Below are 15,721 nucleotides of genomic sequence, written 5' to 3'. Positions count from 1 at the left end.
CTTGCCTCGCTTAATGATTACGATTGCCATGAGAGAGCGCGCGCGCCATGCGCGCCGCGATCTGGGACTGACTGCGCCGAAAACTCGCCGCATCGGGTGTTGTGATGTTCATAACCACAGAAACAGGGCCAGCCCCCCCAGCAATGCGAACGCCGAGTGATCCGTCTGGTCCACGTGTCAGAGGCATAATCGCCTCAGGGCCAGCCTCGCCCATCAGGCCCGTCGCGCCCTTCATCGGGAACGCCGTGGGACTGTTCACGATCCCCCCTTTGGCAAAGGGCATGACCCGCCCCTGAGCAAACGCTCCGCCCTTCGCAAATGGCAACACACGCGACATGAACGCGCCAAGAGTGCCTGACAGGGCCCCCGCAGCCTGATCCGTTACGGGCTTGGTCGCGGCACCGTAAGCTGTCTTCACCATCGATTGCCCCAACCCTGACAACGCTGTACTCAGCCGCGTCCCATCCAGCACCACCGCGTCAAAGGCACGCCGAAGCCCGTTCGACATCCCGCGCTCCATCCGCCGCATATCCAACGTGGTCTCACTCATGCTTTCACGCATCCGAGATAGCTCGGCTTCGAACCCGCGTGTCAGGCTTGCGGCACCCTCCATGCTCTCCTCAAGCCGGTCGAGATCGGCCTCTAGATCACTCAGACCCTCGGTCATGATCATTCTCCTTGGTATCGGGAAAAGCACGGCTCAAAACATCGAACCGCGCACGGACCATGGGCATGTCCGCTGGCGTGCGGCCGGTCATGGTCATGAATTCATAAGGGGTCATGGCCCAGAACGCGGATGGCGATAGCTTTAATTCAGCCAAAGCCACCCGCAGCATTCCATTGAAATCGAACTCAGTCATTCAACGCTTTCTGGTGGAGCGAATGCCAAAGCCATACATCTAGCTGCCGCAGACGCCGCTCTGTTCAGGCCCCCATCGAATGATGCGTTCGCAACCTCTGTCTCTGTGATCGGTAACCCACCACCACGCAAAGCCGCGGTGATCAGGGCCATCAAATCTAGCGACCGATAGGTGCCAGTTTCGAACCGCGATATGAGATCCACAAGGCTGCCTGCTTCGATCCGGTCCTCAAGTTCAGCCAAGGCCCCGAGCGTTAGCTTCATGACCCGTTCAGTGCCATTGACCGAAATCGCGACTTCTCCGCTCCACGGGTTCGCCATCACAGCGCCGTAAAGTCCAGCGCGCCCGCCGACGACAGCGACAACTCATAGGTCGCCTCGCCGTCATAGGTGCCCGCATACTCAATCGCTGCGATCTGGAAAGCGCCTTGAACGACGCCAAAGTCAGGAATGATCACTTGAAAATCGGGCATCTGACCGTCAAAGAAAATTTGCCGCGCACGGGCATCGCCCGCAGTGTCTTTGAACACGCCAGACCCTGAGATTGAGGCCGATTTCACACCGGCACCCGCCAGCAACTCGCGCCAGCCACCTTCGCTGCCAAGGTTGGTCACATCCACAGTTTCAGCGTTGAAAGACAAACGCGTTGCGCGCAGCCCGGCCAGAGTTTCAAAGACACCGTCACCGGTTTGGTCGATCTTGATCAGTAGGTCCTTGCCCGCCTGAGTAGCCATAGTTCACCTCTTTGTTTGAAAGTCAGTTTGCCGCGAGATACGCGCGGTACTTGAGATCGATTTGTCGAGTTTCTGAATTGCGCTGCGCCTTCGCCTTGCGGAACCGAAGCCAGACCACGCGTCCCTCGGTCAAAGGAACAGGCGCAATTTCCAGCGCTTGACCAATCGCCGCGGCGACCGTTTTGGCCATCAGAAATCCTTGCGCTGTGGAAACGATCGACAGCGTAAAGTCGTGAAGAGCGTCTTGGCCCAACGGGTCTGCCACATCCTTGGCCTCTTCTTCACCCATCATCACGTAAGTCTCTGGTAGGGTGCCCGATGGTACGGTATCGTACAGAGCGTCGCCGATCAGCGCCGACAAAGCGCTATCCGCCGCCAGATGAGAAAACAGGGCTGTTTGTAGGGCTCCTGAGTGTTGATAGCTCATGCAGCAACCTCCTCTTTGGCAAAGCAGATCAAGAAGCGTGCAGCGTGGTCGTATTCCCGCACGGCCTCGATCTGCCAAACACGGACACCAGAGCGGAGTCTTTGCCCCGCAACGGGTCGCGCAGGGCTCCCCGCTGGGGCGGCGCGCACCACGATGCGATAAGCGGTCTCTGACACCACCTGCGCCGCCCCACCTGCGATCCGGCCACTGCCGCCTCGCACCTCTGCCCACAGCGTGCCAAGGCTGACCCAGCCCGATTGCATCCCACCGGCACCGTCCGAGACGCTTTGGCGCGCCTCCAGCACCAATTCTTGGTTCAGATGGACCGACTTCATGCGCCGATCCTCCCAAAGGCGCGGACTGTGCGAAACCGCTCGATCAAACCACTCACCCCAAACGGAAAGGCATCTGTCCCGCCTGCGCTCTGATCGCGATATTCGTAGTAGTGGCTCGCCAGCATCATTACGGCCTGCGCCAGATCGGCTGGCAAATCGCCCCAAGTCTCGCCGTAGCCCGCGAGAAAGAACACTTCAGCGTAGCCACCGTTTGGGATCGTCGGCAGCTGCGTGCCACGCGGCGCAATCCGCGGCCGCTGCGCATCGCCTGCCAATCGGTACCGATCTGCAGGCACGATGGTCAGGTTGTCATCCACATCGATCAGACTCATTTCCAAAACCTGACGCACGGGCGCCAAGGGTAACGTCTGCCCGCATACATCTCGCCATGCCCAGATACGGCAGGAAAATTCGCGCGTGATCAGAGCTTTGCCGGTCCGGCGCTCAATCGCCGCCAAGGCCGCCCGCAGGTACCCCTCGAGCACAGCTTCCTGCACCGCATCTTCGCCAAATCCGGTGCCAAGCCGCAAATGGGACTTGAACGCCTGCACCGGCAAAGCGGTCAAAGGCACTTTAGTCTCTTCGTTCAGGATCATTTTTGTCTCCGAAATCAGCCCGCTCAAACTCGGACCCCGCGCTGCCGCCCTCGTGCGGAGGATTGGCCAGACAGCGACAGCACGAGGCCTTGTCCGGCCCATGCCTGGGCCAGATCACTGCACCTCTGGTCAGGAGGTGGCGAATTTCAGCAGCTTGATCGCGGCAAAGTCGCTCACGTCTCCGCCGACGCGCTTGGTCGCGTAAAACAGGACATGGGGCTTGGCACTGAAGGGATCACGCAGAACGCGCAGGTCCGGACGCTCGGCAACAGTATAGCCCGACTGGAAATCGCCGAACGCGATCGCACAGGAACCGGTGGTGATATCAGGCATGTCTTCGGCGATCAGTACGGGGTAACCGAGCAGACGCGCAGGCTCACCCGCCGCCAGACCATCAGTCCATAGGAAACGACCATCGTTGTCTTTTAGCTTGCGCACTTGGCCTGCAGTTTTCGAGTTCATCACGAACTGGGCACGGGCGCGATACTGAGCACCCAGAGCATAGACCAGATCGATCAGGCTCTCGGCGCCAGAAAAGGCCGCATCCGCACCGGTCGTCACATACCCCAGATTGCCCCATGTCCAGATTTCATCAGCGACACGGCTGTGGGTCAAAAAGCCTTTGGGCTTGTCCACACCGTCACCGCTGACAAAGGCCGCCGCCTCGGCGCGGGCAAACTTGTCCGCGATACGGCCCGCCAGCCAGCCCTCAATGTCGAACGCACTGTCATCTAGCAACCGCTGCGAGGCTTTGGGCAGAGCCGACAGCTCATGCAGCGGGATGGTGATGCGATCAATCTGGGGCGACGCCGTTTCGGCCATCGTGTCGGTTTCATTCGCCCAACCGTGGCCCATTTCGGCGCGGTCGATTAGCACGTCATAGCTGGTCGCCTCGACGCTGACGACATTGGCAATCGCGCGGATCGAAGCAGTGCTCGACAGCACGCCAGAAATGCGCTGACTGGTCTGAGGGTCCACCAAATAGCCACCATCGGCTGCCACTGCGGTGGACATACCCTTAGCCTCGATATCCAGACCGCGCAGACCCTCGTCATCGCCGCTACGCAGATAAGCATCAAACGCCTTTTTGTGCGGCGCCTCAGTGTCATAAGCCATCGACAGAGCGGGACGGGTTCCGGTCAGGGATTTACGGTCAAGCATGGTCAGTCTCTCTTCCTGCTTTTGAAATTTCGAATTCACGTCGGCCTTGAACGCTTCAATCGCGCCCAAGAAGTCATTGATCGCGCTGTGCATTTCACCTGAATCGGGCACAGCTTCGCCGGTCCGTGGTATCGCCTCGGTCAGATCCATCCGGGTCTCTCCTTGATTGGGATTAGGCTTGAGTCAGAAGCTGACCGGCCCGCTGGAGCGCCTTTACAAAGGCCCCTGCGGGATTGTGGGATTTGGCCCGAACGGTGGCGTCAGGCAGCATGGGAAAGGTCACAAGCGACACCTCCCACAAATCAACTTCATGCAGGATGCGGCGCCCCTTGCCGTCCTTGGCGGCACGCACGGTGCGATAGCCAATCGACAGCCCGTCCAGCGCACCGGCCTTGACCAAGGCCGCAGCCTCGCGCCCCTTGTCGACGCTTTCCAGCAGTCGGCCCTTGACCCAAAGGCCATGGTCGTCCTCTCGCAGCTCGTCCCACACGCCGATGGGCTGGTTCGGATCGTGCTGCCACAGCATCCGGACTCTGCCGCCCTTGGCCTTCAGTCGCTCCAGACAGGCTGCATAGGCGCCCTTGGCCACCACATCACCGCCGCGATCCACCAGACCAAAGACCGAGGCATACCCGCTGATCTCGGCCCCATCGGTGCGCAAACCCGCATCCGGGCGATGGAATTTACGTTCAAGCATCTGCATTCTCCTCGGGCATGGCGGGGAACCCCAACGCCACGCGCTTTTCCGCATCGGTCAGGAAATCGGCATTCGCCACGCGGCGCCAACGGGCCTCGCGCTCCTCGGCCAAGGCAGGGACCTGGTCCAGATCTAGCCCCAGAGCCAACTCTTCGCCCGACAGCACCGACAGCCAGTTCGAGAGCGCCCCCAGCACCTTGCCCGCCAAAGGCAGCACCGTCAGGCGATAGAACGCCCGATGCGCCTCTTGATAGTTGGCGTAGGTCGCATCTCCGGGAATCCCCAGCAGCATCGGCGGCACGCCAAAGGCAATGGCGATGTCCCGCGCGGCGGCCTCTTTGGTCTTCTGGAACTCCATATCGCTGGGGCTAAAGCCCATCGGTTTCCAGTCCAGACCGCCCTCCAGCAGCATCGGCCGCCCAGCATTGCGGGCACCGGTGTGATGGGCCTCCATCTCGGACACAAGGCGATCATACTGATCCGCGCTCATGGTGCCTTGCCCCTCGGCCCCCGAATACACGATCGCCCCCGAAGGCCGCGCCGCGTTATCCAACAAAGCCTTGGACCATCGCGCCGCTGAATTGTGCACGTCAATCGCCGTTCCCGACGCCTCTAGAGGCGACAGACCATAGTGGTCATCCTGCGGGTGAAAACTGCGGATATGGCAAACCGGCTGCCCGCCCATCATGTCGAACCGATGCTTTTTCGCCCCGACCACGTAGTCATAGGCCACCGGCCAACCATCCGTCCCCGGCACCACATGCATCCGGTCCGAGCGCAGAACATGCAGTTCCACCGGCACGCCCTCGGCTTCGACAGCCTCGATGTACCCGTTCCCCGACAGCAGCATTTGGCCATACAGGGTCTCCAGAAACTCGGACCGCCCCTGCGCCCCGTTGGGCCGGTTCAAAAGCGCCAGCCAAGGATGCTCCGAATACCGCGCCGCGCTGTCCTGCAGGATCAGCGGCAAAGAGGCCGCCGCCTCGGCGATCACCTTGACCGCACGAAAGCCCACCGGATTGCCGACAAACCCCGCACGGGTCAGTGAAACCGTATCCCGCGGGGTCCAGGCAATCCGTCCGCCTCCCGACCAGTGCACCACCGGACCGGTCGCGCTAGCCTTGGTCTCTGGCACGGGCTGGGGCTCTGCCCGACCCCGGAAGAGATCGAAAACCGCCATTGTCCCTCCGTTCCGTTCTGGCGAGGGACCGTCCCGCGCCGTCTGTGTGACACTTATCCGCCGCAAAGATTAACACCCGCTGGGAGCACCGTGCGCTGCCTGTCAGAGGCTCCGAACCTGCGGGCGCTGATAGCCCTGCGCAGGCTTGATCAACAGCTCAGTCACACCCCAGACAAGCGCATCCACGCGATCCGGGCTGCCTTTGCCCTCAAAACCACGGGGCCCCATCCGGCACATCTGGTCTTCCAGCTCTGCCAGACCGCGAATGTGGCGCACGCGCCCCTGTTCGTACAAAGCGGCCACGGGTTCGGCCCGCGCGACCTTCCCGCGCGAGGCATGAACCTTGGCATAGGGCACCAAAGGATCGACCTGCCGCAGAACCGCCTCTACCAGATCACCACCCTGATTGACCTCGGCAACGATCCGATCCGCACTGTGCCGGCGCATTGCAGCCACAGCCGCCTGCGCCCAAGCCAACGGGGAACTCGACGCCACAGAAGCATCCTCCAGCACATAAGCCCGCCAGTTTTGCGGCGGTCCCTGCACCACAGCGCCGACCACAACGATCCCGCAGGTGTCCGACCCCGCATGGCCCGTCACCGGCGGGTCCACAGCGACCACGATGCGATCCAAGTCGGGCACAGCACCGACCTGCGCTCGCTCCAGCTCTGCCATCTTCCACAGCGCGCCCTCAGCCTCTTCCAGCAGCACGCCATCCAATTCCTGACGCCCCAGCCGAGAGCCCGCATACCGCGCCTGCACCTCAGCCAGAAACGACTCCGCCAGATAGGCGCTGTTATCCTGCGTCCGCGCATGGGTCACCACCGTAGACGGTGCCTTCAGCAAGTCCTTCAGCACCCCCACGTTCCGCGGCGTTGTCGTCACACAGACCCGCGGATCATCTCCCAGCCGCAGCGCAAACTGCAACATGTCCCAAGCCTCCTGCCCGTTCTTCCACTTGGCCAATTCATCGACCCAAGCGCCATCGAACTGCGGCCCCCTGAGTCCCTCAAAATCATGAGCAGAAAAGGCCGCCGCCTCTGCCCCATTGGGCCAAGTCAACCGCCGCCGCGTCGCGCTCCATTCGGGCCGACGATCCGGCGGAGAGCAGGCCAGAATCCCGCTCTCCCCGAAAATCATCACTTCGCGCACCTGATCGAATGTCTCGCCGACCAGCGCGATGCGCGAGCACGCACCCGGATCGCGGGGCCTGTTACCCTCGACCCGAGAACGCACCCATTCGGCACCGGCGCGGGTTTTCCCCGCGCCGCGCCCCCCCATAATCACCCAGCTGCGCCAATCCCCCGAAGGCGGCAACTGATGCGGCAAAGCCCAGAAATCAAAGAGCCACGGTAACGCCGCGACCTCTGCCTCACTCAGACTGTCCAGAAACTGCTCCTGCACCTCCAGCGGCGCGGAGGCGAGCCAAGCGGCCCCCGATCGAAGCGCGTGCGGCGCCGAGGTCAAGCTCGGCTCCACCCCGTGACTGTCCAGTTCGTTCATGGTGCAGATCCTCCAATTCATAGGCCCGTTTCATCCACCCCCGCAGCGCGGCCAGCGCCTTTTCGCTGTTCTTCATAGCCTCCAAGTCACCGACGCGGATCTTGTTCTGCAGGGCTTCGACTTCCCCCATCAGATCGTGGATTTGCCCCGCCACATTGCGAAAGCGGTCAAAAATACGGTCCTCATGGGGCTGCTCGATAGATGTGTTCATTGTGTTTTGCCTCTCATGCGAAACCCGCACGAGAAAACGCGACCCACCACCCGTTTGCCTGCAAAGTAGCGGGCCCGTCTCGTCTAGCTTGCCACCAGATATACCGCGCTCGGTCCGTCCCGCCTATGACCCGGCATTTCACACGCCCGCGCCCTTAACCCTTTGGAAAGGCGTATCTCTTTCTTGGCACAAATACCCGCGCCGCAGGTGGACTGCACAGCAGGCCCAAAACGAAAAAAGCGCCCCCAAGGGGACGCTTTCTCAAACCGCATTCATCAAGCGATATCAGTTATTTGCACGCTCAGCTTCAATTGCCCGCCACTTGGCCACATTCGCATTATGCTCCGCCAGTGTTTCTGCGAACGCGTGGCCGCCGGTGCCATCCGCCACAAAGAACAGATAGGGCGTATCTGCCGGATCGACCGCCGCACGCAGCGACGCCAGACCGGGGTTCGCAATCGGAGTCGGCGGCAAACCACGGATCACATAGGTGTTCCAAGGCGTCTCGCGGCGCAATTCGCTCTGTCGTAGACCGCGACCCAGCACACCTTCGCCCCGCGTGATTCCGTAGATCACGGTCGGGTCCGTTTGCAGTGGCATGCCCTGCGCCAAACGGTTGGTAAAAACGCTCGACACCTGAGGACGCTCCTCCGCAATGCCGGTCTCTTTCTCGATAATCGAGGCAAGGATCAGCATCTCTTCGGGGGTCTCGACTTCAATGTTGTCCGAGCGGCTGGCCCAAACTTCAGCCACACGATCTGCCTGAAGCGCTTCCATCCGCGCAATTACCGCCGCGCGGTCATCGCCTTTGGACACTTCGTAACTGTCAGGCGCGAGGCTACCCTCGGCCGGAATACCCGAAATCTCACCGCTTAGAACGTCGACGCTGTTCAGCGCGTTCACGATCTGCCAGCTGGTCACACCTTCGGCCAGAGCGATCCGATAGCGGGTGTCGCCCAACTCCTTCACGCGGGTCACTTCGGCGGGCACCTCAGCGTCCGAGCCAGGCGCATACTCAGCCACTTCCTCGAAACGGCCGGTGGCGGGGTCCAGTTCGCGGACCTCCCCAACCAAAGAGTTCACGCCAACGCGGTAAACCACCTCGGTCCCACAAGAGCTCGCGCCGCCACGGGTGACGATATCCACGATCTCTTCCATCGAGGTATTGGCAGGCACCAAGTAGGACCCCGCTTTTAGCTCGGTGGATTTGTCCGTGTAGTCGACGCCAACGCGAAAGATCTGCGCATTCGTGATTGCACCTTGCTCAGCAAGGTTCTCGGACACACGACTGAAATTGCTGCCGCGCTCCACACGCAAACAAATTGCCTCGTTCAGCGGGCCAGCTTCTGTGTACTGGCGCTGCCCCCAGAGGACGACGCCAGACAGCAGAAAGATCGCGACGATCAGAAACGTCAGCGCGTTAGAGGCAACACTGCGCCACATTACTTCACTTTCCCGAAGATCACACTGGCATTGGTACCGCCGAAGCCAAAGCTGTTGGACAGAGCCACATCAATCTTGCGCTCGACCTTCTTGTTCGGGGCCAAATCAACCTTGGTCTCCACCGCGGGGGTATCGAGGTTGATGGTCGGCGGAGCCACCTGATCGCGGATCGCAAGGATCGAGAAGATCGCTTCGATTGCACCAGCAGCACCCAGCAGGTGACCGGTCGCCGATTTGGTCGAGGACATGGTGACGTTGCCCGCGTGATCACCCATCAGACGCTCTACCGCGCCCAATTCGATCACGTCCGCCATAGTCGAGGTGCCGTGCGCGTTGATGTAGTCGATCGCGTTGGGCTCAAGACCGGCTTTCTTCAGCGCGGCTTTCATCGAACGCTCGCCGCCTTCGCCATCTTCGCTGGGGGCGGTGATGTGGTAGGCGTCGCCCGACAGTCCATAGCCCAGAACTTCGGCGTAGATCTTCGCACCGCGCGCTTTGGCGTGCTCGTATTCTTCCAGAACAACGATGCCTGCGCCCTCGCCCATGACAAAGCCGTCACGGTCCGCGTCGTAGGGGCGGCTCGCCGCTTTGGGATCGTCCGCACGTTTGGTCGACAGCGCTTTACAGGCGTTGAAACCCGCAATCCCGATTTCCGAGATCGCGCCTTCTGCACCACCGGCAACCATGACGTCCGCGTCGCCATCCTTGATCAGACGGGCTGCGTCGCCAATGGCGTGCGCACCGGTCGAACAAGCAGTTACAACAGCGTGGTTCGGGCCTTTGAAGCCGAATTTGATCGAGACCTGACCAGAGATCAGGTTGATCAGCGCACCAGGGATAAAGAACGGCGACACACGGCGCGGGCCCTTTTCCTTGATCAAAACAGCGGTTTCCGCGATCGAGTTCAGACCACCGATGCCAGAGCCGATCATGACGCCGGTGCGTTCACGCGCCTCGGCATCCTCGGGCTCCCAACCGGAATCCTTGACCGCCTGCATCGCTGCTGCAATCCCATAAAGGATAAAGTCATCGACCTTGCGACGCTCTTTGGGCGCCATCCAGTCATCGGGGTTGAAGGTGCCATCGGTCCCATCGCCCAGCGGAATCTCGCAGGCATAAGTGGTGGCCAGATTGCTGGCATCAAACTTGGTGATCGGACCAGCGCCCGACTCTCCGGCCAGAATACGCGACCAGGTTTCCTCGACCCCGCAAGCCAGCGGAGTTACCAATCCCAAACCGGTGACGACGACACGACGCATGCGGCTGCCCTTCCTCATTAGTGCTTTGCCGCTGTCTACCCCGCATTTCACGTGGGGGGCAAGGGCTTGGCGCGTTCTGCGGGCCATTTGCGCCCCGTTCCGCCGGTGGATTTCCGCGTTCAGAGCGCATGAAAGCGCGCCCCAATCGAATCGCAAAACGCCCCACCGCGCAAAACAAAAGCGGCGCTCCCATCAGGAACGCCGCTTTCGCTATACGTAAGTCAGTCGGAAATTACTGGTTTTCCGAGATGAACTTGACCGCGTCGCCGAAGGTCTGGATGTTTTCAGCTGCGTCATCGGGGATCTCGATGCCGAACTCTTCTTCGAACGCCATGACCAGCTCAACGGTGTCAAGGCTGTCTGCGCCCAGATCGTCGATGAACGAAGCACCTTCGCTGACTTTGTCTTCGTCAACACCGAGGTGCTCTACAACGATCTTCTTTACGCGTTCTGCGACATCGCTCATGTCAATTCCTCATCACTTCTACTGGGCTTTTGCCCGTTTGTTGCCCGCGCCCCGAGGGGTGGACGTCTCTGCCCAACCGGGCGGCTCTTGACCCTACGGCATCTACCGTAGAGCGAACAGCCGACGCGCCAATGGCACCCTCGGCTAAAATCTGCGCCGCCTATAGCACATCACTCAGGCAACGCAAACGCTTTCCATAGGTCCCTCTAGGGAACCTTACAGCATGGCCATCCCGCCGTTGACGTGCAGGGTGGTGCCGGTGACATAACCAGCCTCGTTGCTCGCCAGATACAGCGTTGCAGCTGCGATCTCTTCGGGGTTGCCCATACGGCCCGCAGGAATCTGGGTCAGAATGCCCTCTTTCTGCTTGTCGTTCAGTTTGTCGGTCATCGCAGTCGCAATGAAGCCGGGTGCAATCGCATTCACCGTAATGCCGCGCGCCGCAACCTCATAGGCCAGCGACTTGGACATCCCGACCATACCCGCTTTGGCGGCCGCATAGTTGCCCTGACCGGGGTTGCCGGTCGCACCGACAATCGAGCTGATGTTGATGATCCGACCCCAACGTGCTTTCATCATCCCGCGCAGCACGCCGCGGCACAGACGGAAGGTCGAAGTCAGGTTCACTTCCAGAACTTGCGCCCACTCTTCGTCCGACATCCGCATAAACAGGTTGTCACGGGTGATGCCCGCGTTGTTCACCAGAATATCAACAGAGCCCATAGCCTCGGCCGCCTGCTTAGGCAGCGCATCCACCGCTTCGGCATCGCTCAGGTTACAGGGCAGCACATGGGCGCGCTCGCCCAGTTCCGCCGCCAATGCTTCCAAAGGCTCCACACGAGTGCCGCTCAAGCCAACGGTCGCGCCCGCCGCGTGCAGCGCTTTTGCGATCTCGCCACCGATCCCGCCCGAAGCGCCGGTCACCAGAACATTCTTGCCGGTCAAATCAAACATGTCGTTCATCCTTCTCTCGGAACCAAACTTCATCTTGGTCCAAATACCCTGCGGGGGTCCGGGGGCGCACAGCCCCCGGCGCCACCCTCATTCACTCAGCCGCAATAGCTGCTTTTACGTCGTCGGGGGTGCCAACAGCCTTGGTCGCCACCGACCGGTCGATCCGCTTGATCATCCCGCTCAGCGCCTTGCCTGCACCGATTTCCCAGATCTCGGTCACGCCATTCGCCGCCATCCAAGCAACGCTTTCGCGCCAGCGAACACTACCGGTCACCTGTTCGACCAGCAGATTGCGGATCAAGGTGCCTTCGGTCACAGCCTCGGCACGCACGTTCGCGACCAGCGGCACAGCGGGGTTCTTGATCTCGACTTCGGCCAGAGCCGCCGCCATCTTGTCCGCCGCAGGCTGCATCAGTGCACAGTGGAAAGGAGCGCTGACGGGCAGCAGCAGCGCGCGCTTGGCGCCTTTTTCCTTGGCAATATCACAGGCACGCTCGACCGCGGCCTTGTCACCGGAAATCACTACCTGACTGGGATCGTTATCGTTCGCCGCCTGACAAACCTGCCCCTCGGCAGCAGCCGCCGCCACAGCAGCAGCCGTCTCGAAGTCCAGACCCAGCAGAGCCGCCATCGCGCCCTCGCCTACCGGCACAGCTTGCTGCATTGCATCGCCGCGCAGACGCAGCAGGCGCGCGCAATCTGCAACAGACAGCGATCCAGTCGCCGCCAGCGCCGAGTATTCCCCCAGCGAGTGACCAGCGACGAACGCCGCGTCGGTCACGGAAACACCTTCGGCCTCCAGCGCGCGCATTGCCGCCAGCGACGTCGCCATCAGCGCAGGCTGAGCGTTGGCAGTCATGGTCAGGGTTTCGATGTCCCCCTCCCAGATCAAACCGGACAAATTCTCGCCCAGAGCCTCGTCGACTTCGTCAAAAACAGCTTTGGAAGCAGGATATGCCTCGGCCAGTGCCTTGCCCATTCCAATGGTCTGAGCGCCCTGCCCCGGAAACACGAAAGCGCGTGTCATGGAGTTCTCCGTTTTAAAAAAGTTGCGACAGGTCTAGACGGTCCGGCTCAAACCCACAAGCGCAGGGCACAAACTCTGTGCAGGCGCACATATTGTGGCAAACTGCCCATACGCTATTTTGCCAAGCGGACCCCTCCTCATTTGACGTTCAGGACTTTTCAATGCCCCTCAGCAACAACGCCACCCACTACGGCGCCGTAGCCAAGACCTTCCACTGGCTCGTCGCGCTTCTCATCCTCACGCTGATTCCCCTAGGGATCATTGCAACCGATGCCCCATTCGAGACCTCTGAACAGCTGGCCCAAAAGGCATGGCTTTTCTCTCTGCATAAAACGCTGGGGGTCACAGTGTTCTTTGTGGCTGTCCTACGCATTCTGTGGGCGCTGACCCAACCCAAGCCCGCCCTGATGAACGGGGACAAGCCAGTCGAATCTCTTTTGGCCGAAACCGCGCACTGGCTGCTCTATGGCTCGCTGATCTTGGTGCCGCTGACCGGTTGGATCCACCACGCCAGTGCCGAAGGCTATGCACCGATCTGGTGGCCTTTCGGTCAGTCGTTGCCCTTCGTTCCCAAATCGCCAGAGCTCTCGCATACCTTCTCTGTGCTGCACGGGATCTTGGAAAAGGTCCTGCTGTTTACGCTGATCGCCCACGTCCTTGGCGCACTAAAGCACCACTTCATCGACCGCGACGCGACCCTGCTGCGGATGCTGCCCGGCTATCCCGCGACGGGTCCGCTCGAAGACAAGCACAGCGTCTTTGCGCCTCTGTTCGTCGCGCTCGTGATTTGGGCCGCCGCTTTGGGCACAGGTGCCGGGCTTGGTCTGTTCGCGCAGCCTGAACGCACCGAAGCCGCAGCATTGGCCGAAGTTGAGACCGATTGGACCGTAACCGAAGGTGACATCGCGATCACCGTGCAGCAGATGGGATCCTCCGTCACAGGATCGTTCGCTGATTGGACCGCGTCGATCAGCTACGACGAAACCGCAGAGACCGATGTCAAAGGCCAAGCCGAGGTCACGATCTCGATCCCCTCTTTGACCTTGGGCACGGTCACGGACCAGGCCATGGGCCCCGATTACTTCAATGTCGAAGAGCATCCGACCGCGACCTTTACCGCTGACCTGATCTCGACCGCCGAGGGCAACACCGCCGAAGGCACGCTGACGATCAAAGGCTACGAGCAACCGATCACTATGCCCTTTGACCTGACCATCGACGGCGACACCGCGACCGTGAATGGCACCGTCACTCTGGATCGCCGCAACTACCATGTGGGCGACAGCATGAGCGACGAAGGTTCGCTGGGATATTCCGTCGACGTGGCGATCAACCTGACCGCTACCCGCGCCGCCGAGGGGGAATAACCCCTCGGCCCAAACGGCCAGACAAAAAGAAAGGCGGTCAGAACTCTGACCGCCTTTTTCATTTCTTGTACCGGTTAGCTGATCAGCGATTACTCGGCTTTCATTGCCTCGATCGAGATAAAGACTTCGACTTCGTCGCTGACGTAGGGTGCGAACTGACCCATGTCGAACTCGCTGCGTACAACGGTGGTGGTCGCGTTAAAGCCAACCCAAGGCTTGTTCGCCATCGGGTGGTCGCCCATCTGGGTCATTTCTGCGTCCAGAACGATCGACTTGGTCACGCCGTTGATGGTCAGGTCGCCAGTGATCTCACCGGTTTTCTCGCCAGTGACTTCGATGCCGGTCGAGGTGAACGAGATCTCGGGGCTCTCTTCTGCGCCAAAGAAGTCGCCGGTCAGGAAGTGCTGGGTGCGTTCGTCCCAGCCAGTGATCAGGGTGTCGGTCGGGAACGACACGGTGACCGAGCTGTCTGCAGGCGCTTCGGCGTCAAACATGATTTCGCCTTCGAAACCCGAGTACATGCCATAGGTGGTCGAGAACCCGAGGTGGTTGTAGTTGAACACGATCTGGCTGTGGCTGGGGTCCAGGGTGTACTTTTCGGGGGCTGCGTATGCTGCGGAAGCTGCGGTAGTGGCGACCAGGGCTGCAATCAGGGTATTCTTCATTTCGCTCTCCAGAGGGGTGTTGCGTTACACCACAACAAATTGTCCGAAGCGGCGCTCCGGACAATCCGTGTTGGTTCAACATGTTCTGTGTGAATTCGAACAGTCGGCCTATGCCTGTGTGCGCAGGGGGCGTTTCAGCCCCGCTGACCAAACACCTCGCGGCGCAACCGACGCTCGATATGGGCGCGGTCCATCACTGCGTTCAAACGCACGCGCAGCACCTCTTCGTTAGAGCGGTCAAAAGCCAAGAGCTCACCTTCTTCCACCCGAATATCAGAGAGCGCGGAAAAGCTGTGGCAGGCCATCAGTCGCGTGGCCCCACGGGAAGACCTTTCAATGATCCGCACTTCGCGGCGCTGCATATCCAGTTGCACTTCGGGGCGGCTGACCGCTTGGGCCGCTTGGACAAGCATGAGCCCGCCGTAGAACCCCATGCCAGAGGTCACGAGTTTGACCAGCAGGGTTTCCTCGCCCAAGTAGCGGGTTGGAACAAACCACAACCCCACGGCCATCGTGATGACAACGATCCCCAATATTGCGGTCGCAAGGCGCAAGACTGGCATCAATTTCTCACCCGCCGATACGCAATGGACCACATAGCCCCATATTGTTGGCTCGACATGGACATCTCCGCTCTCCCACGGAAGCCCGTTCGCCTGTGCTCCAGGCTTTTCATTCAGTGCAACCATTTACCTGCTCCCTCGGTAATATATGCGTTTACAATGCCTTAAGGGTCAGGGCGAGAATTGGGCACTCATGGGGTAATTTCCGGCGCATTTCGCCCCATTGTTGCCATTTCCAGCGCAATCATCCTGCCCGGCGCAAATAGCCCTTCGC

20 protein-coding genes are annotated in these 15,721 nt (G+C 60.7%); 1 reads left to right on the top strand and 19 read right to left on the bottom strand.

Going from position 1 to position 15,721, the window contains the following annotated elements; all coding sequences use genetic code 11:
- Nucleotides 1-10 precede the first annotated feature (10 nt).
- The 17 genes from N4A58_RS02765 to fabD form a co-directional block, all read right to left on the bottom strand.
- Nucleotides 11-673, bottom strand: a complete 663-nt coding sequence (locus tag N4A58_RS02765; protein ID WP_293707605.1) for a phage tail tape measure protein — start codon at nt 671-673, stop codon at nt 11-13.
- A complete protein-coding gene (locus N4A58_RS02760) occupies nt 648-860 on the bottom strand; it encodes a phage tail assembly chaperone (RefSeq protein ID WP_293707603.1) in 213 nt (70 codons plus the stop codon). The genes N4A58_RS02765 and N4A58_RS02760 overlap by 26 nt, the downstream gene beginning before the upstream one ends.
- Nucleotides 857-1,180, bottom strand: coding sequence for a gene transfer agent family protein (locus N4A58_RS02755; RefSeq protein ID WP_293707601.1), 324 nt, complete (start codon nt 1,178-1,180; stop codon nt 857-859). Before N4A58_RS02755 ends, N4A58_RS02760 begins: the two co-directional genes overlap by 4 nt.
- Entirely contained in the window at nt 1,180-1,593 is a 414-nt protein-coding gene (locus N4A58_RS02750) for a phage major tail protein, TP901-1 family (RefSeq protein WP_072706577.1), read from the bottom strand. Before N4A58_RS02750 ends, N4A58_RS02755 begins: the two co-directional genes overlap by 1 nt.
- Before the next feature lie 22 nt (nt 1,594-1,615).
- Nucleotides 1,616-2,020 (bottom strand): DUF3168 domain-containing protein, encoded by a 405-nt coding sequence (locus N4A58_RS02745; RefSeq protein WP_293707598.1) that lies wholly within the window; start codon nt 2,018-2,020, stop codon nt 1,616-1,618.
- Entirely contained in the window at nt 2,017-2,355 is a 339-nt protein-coding gene (locus N4A58_RS02740) for a head-tail adaptor protein (RefSeq protein WP_293707595.1), read from the bottom strand. The genes N4A58_RS02745 and N4A58_RS02740 overlap by 4 nt, the downstream gene beginning before the upstream one ends.
- Nucleotides 2,352-2,951 carry a head-tail connector protein gene (locus N4A58_RS02735; protein ID WP_293707593.1) on the bottom strand — a complete coding sequence of 200 codons (600 nt, stop codon included), beginning with the start codon at nt 2,949-2,951 and terminating at the stop codon, nt 2,352-2,354. The genes N4A58_RS02740 and N4A58_RS02735 overlap by 4 nt, the downstream gene beginning before the upstream one ends.
- Before the next feature lie 129 nt (nt 2,952-3,080).
- Complete coding sequence (locus N4A58_RS02730) at nt 3,081-4,262, bottom strand: phage major capsid protein (protein ID WP_293707591.1); 1,182 nt, start codon at nt 4,260-4,262, stop codon at nt 3,081-3,083.
- Between the two features lie 22 nt (nt 4,263-4,284).
- The gene (locus N4A58_RS02725) at nt 4,285-4,815 is read right to left on the bottom strand and encodes an HK97 family phage prohead protease (protein WP_293707588.1); all 531 of its coding nucleotides are present in this window, start codon (nt 4,813-4,815) and stop codon (nt 4,285-4,287) included.
- A complete protein-coding gene (locus tag N4A58_RS02720) occupies nt 4,802-5,989 on the bottom strand; it encodes a phage portal protein (RefSeq protein WP_293707585.1) in 1,188 nt (395 codons plus the stop codon). Before N4A58_RS02720 ends, N4A58_RS02725 begins: the two co-directional genes overlap by 14 nt.
- Nucleotides 5,990-6,091: 102 nt before the next feature.
- Nucleotides 6,092-7,393 (bottom strand): terminase family protein, encoded by a 1,302-nt coding sequence (locus N4A58_RS02715; protein ID WP_293707908.1) that lies wholly within the window; start codon nt 7,391-7,393, stop codon nt 6,092-6,094.
- The gene (locus tag N4A58_RS02710) at nt 7,362-7,703 is read right to left on the bottom strand and encodes a hypothetical protein (protein ID WP_245780460.1); all 342 of its coding nucleotides are present in this window, start codon (nt 7,701-7,703) and stop codon (nt 7,362-7,364) included. The genes N4A58_RS02715 and N4A58_RS02710 overlap by 32 nt, the downstream gene beginning before the upstream one ends.
- Nucleotides 7,704-7,988: 285 nt before the next feature.
- The gene (gene mltG, locus N4A58_RS02705) at nt 7,989-9,146 is read right to left on the bottom strand and encodes an endolytic transglycosylase MltG (protein ID WP_293707578.1); all 1,158 of its coding nucleotides are present in this window, start codon (nt 9,144-9,146) and stop codon (nt 7,989-7,991) included.
- Nucleotides 9,146-10,405: a beta-ketoacyl-ACP synthase II gene (gene fabF, locus N4A58_RS02700; protein WP_293707575.1), complete on the bottom strand. Its 1,260-nt coding sequence runs from the start codon at nt 10,403-10,405 to the stop codon at nt 9,146-9,148. Before fabF ends, mltG begins: the two co-directional genes overlap by 1 nt.
- A 232-nt stretch (nt 10,406-10,637) precedes the next feature.
- Nucleotides 10,638-10,871 (bottom strand): acyl carrier protein, encoded by a 234-nt coding sequence (locus N4A58_RS02695; protein ID WP_072706588.1) that lies wholly within the window; start codon nt 10,869-10,871, stop codon nt 10,638-10,640.
- Between the two features lie 216 nt (nt 10,872-11,087).
- Nucleotides 11,088-11,825, bottom strand: coding sequence for a 3-oxoacyl-ACP reductase FabG (fabG, locus tag N4A58_RS02690; RefSeq protein WP_293707573.1), 738 nt, complete (start codon nt 11,823-11,825; stop codon nt 11,088-11,090).
- 91 nt (nt 11,826-11,916) lie between these two features.
- Nucleotides 11,917-12,852 carry an ACP S-malonyltransferase gene (gene fabD / locus N4A58_RS02685; RefSeq protein WP_293707570.1) on the bottom strand — a complete coding sequence of 312 codons (936 nt, stop codon included), beginning with the start codon at nt 12,850-12,852 and terminating at the stop codon, nt 11,917-11,919.
- Between the two features lie 161 nt (nt 12,853-13,013).
- Between fabD and N4A58_RS02680 the strand changes: the two genes are divergently transcribed.
- Nucleotides 13,014-14,219 carry a cytochrome b/b6 domain-containing protein gene (locus tag N4A58_RS02680; protein ID WP_293707568.1) on the top strand — a complete coding sequence of 402 codons (1,206 nt, stop codon included), beginning with the start codon at nt 13,014-13,016 and terminating at the stop codon, nt 14,217-14,219.
- 89 nt (nt 14,220-14,308) lie between these two features.
- On the opposite strand, the gene N4A58_RS02675 is transcribed toward N4A58_RS02680, so the two are convergent.
- Both N4A58_RS02675 and N4A58_RS02670 read right to left on the bottom strand, forming a co-directional pair.
- Complete coding sequence (locus tag N4A58_RS02675; RefSeq protein ID WP_072706592.1) at nt 14,309-14,884, bottom strand: YceI family protein; 576 nt, start codon at nt 14,882-14,884, stop codon at nt 14,309-14,311.
- A 134-nt stretch (nt 14,885-15,018) separates the two neighbouring features.
- Nucleotides 15,019-15,573 (bottom strand): hypothetical protein, encoded by a 555-nt coding sequence (locus N4A58_RS02670; RefSeq protein ID WP_293707565.1) that lies wholly within the window; start codon nt 15,571-15,573, stop codon nt 15,019-15,021.
- Between the last annotated feature and the right edge of the window lie 148 nt (nt 15,574-15,721).

This window comes from Donghicola sp., assembly GCF_025210255.1.
Taxonomy (GTDB): Bacteria; Pseudomonadota; Alphaproteobacteria; order Rhodobacterales; family Rhodobacteraceae; genus Donghicola; species Donghicola eburneus.
This window is presented reverse-complemented; position numbering and strand designations above follow the sequence as displayed.

Coding starts and splice junctions, on each gene's coding strand:
- fabG (WP_293707573.1), bottom strand. CDS start 11,825: ATGTTTGATTTGACCGGCAAGAATGTTCTGGTGACCGGCGCTTCGGGC.
- N4A58_RS02750 (WP_072706577.1), bottom strand. CDS start 1,593: ATGGCTACTCAGGCGGGCAAGGACCTACTGATCAAGATCGACCAAACC.
- mltG (WP_293707578.1), bottom strand. CDS start 9,146: ATGTGGCGCAGTGTTGCCTCTAACGCGCTGACGTTTCTGATCGTCGCG.
- fabD (WP_293707570.1), bottom strand. CDS start 12,852: ATGACACGCGCTTTCGTGTTTCCGGGGCAGGGCGCTCAGACCATTGGA.
- fabF (WP_293707575.1), bottom strand. CDS start 10,405: ATGCGTCGTGTCGTCGTCACCGGTTTGGGATTGGTAACTCCGCTGGCT.
- N4A58_RS02730 (WP_293707591.1), bottom strand. CDS start 4,262: ATGGATCTGACCGAGGCGATACCACGGACCGGCGAAGCTGTGCCCGAT.
- N4A58_RS02740 (WP_293707595.1), bottom strand. CDS start 2,355: ATGAAGTCGGTCCATCTGAACCAAGAATTGGTGCTGGAGGCGCGCCAA.
- N4A58_RS02745 (WP_293707598.1), bottom strand. CDS start 2,020: ATGAGCTATCAACACTCAGGAGCCCTACAAACAGCCCTGTTTTCTCAT.
- N4A58_RS02710 (WP_245780460.1), bottom strand. CDS start 7,703: ATGAACACATCTATCGAGCAGCCCCATGAGGACCGTATTTTTGACCGC.
- N4A58_RS02765 (WP_293707605.1), bottom strand. CDS start 673: ATGATCATGACCGAGGGTCTGAGTGATCTAGAGGCCGATCTCGACCGG.
- N4A58_RS02735 (WP_293707593.1), bottom strand. CDS start 2,951: ATGATCCTGAACGAAGAGACTAAAGTGCCTTTGACCGCTTTGCCGGTG.
- N4A58_RS02670 (WP_293707565.1), bottom strand. CDS start 15,573: ATGGTTGCACTGAATGAAAAGCCTGGAGCACAGGCGAACGGGCTTCCG.
- N4A58_RS02695 (WP_072706588.1), bottom strand. CDS start 10,871: ATGAGCGATGTCGCAGAACGCGTAAAGAAGATCGTTGTAGAGCACCTC.
- N4A58_RS02760 (WP_293707603.1), bottom strand. CDS start 860: ATGACTGAGTTCGATTTCAATGGAATGCTGCGGGTGGCTTTGGCTGAA.
- N4A58_RS02725 (WP_293707588.1), bottom strand. CDS start 4,815: ATGCAGATGCTTGAACGTAAATTCCATCGCCCGGATGCGGGTTTGCGC.
- N4A58_RS02680 (WP_293707568.1), top strand. CDS start 13,014: ATGCCCCTCAGCAACAACGCCACCCACTACGGCGCCGTAGCCAAGACC.
- N4A58_RS02755 (WP_293707601.1), bottom strand. CDS start 1,180: ATGGCGAACCCGTGGAGCGGAGAAGTCGCGATTTCGGTCAATGGCACT.
- N4A58_RS02675 (WP_072706592.1), bottom strand. CDS start 14,884: ATGAAGAATACCCTGATTGCAGCCCTGGTCGCCACTACCGCAGCTTCC.
- N4A58_RS02720 (WP_293707585.1), bottom strand. CDS start 5,989: ATGGCGGTTTTCGATCTCTTCCGGGGTCGGGCAGAGCCCCAGCCCGTG.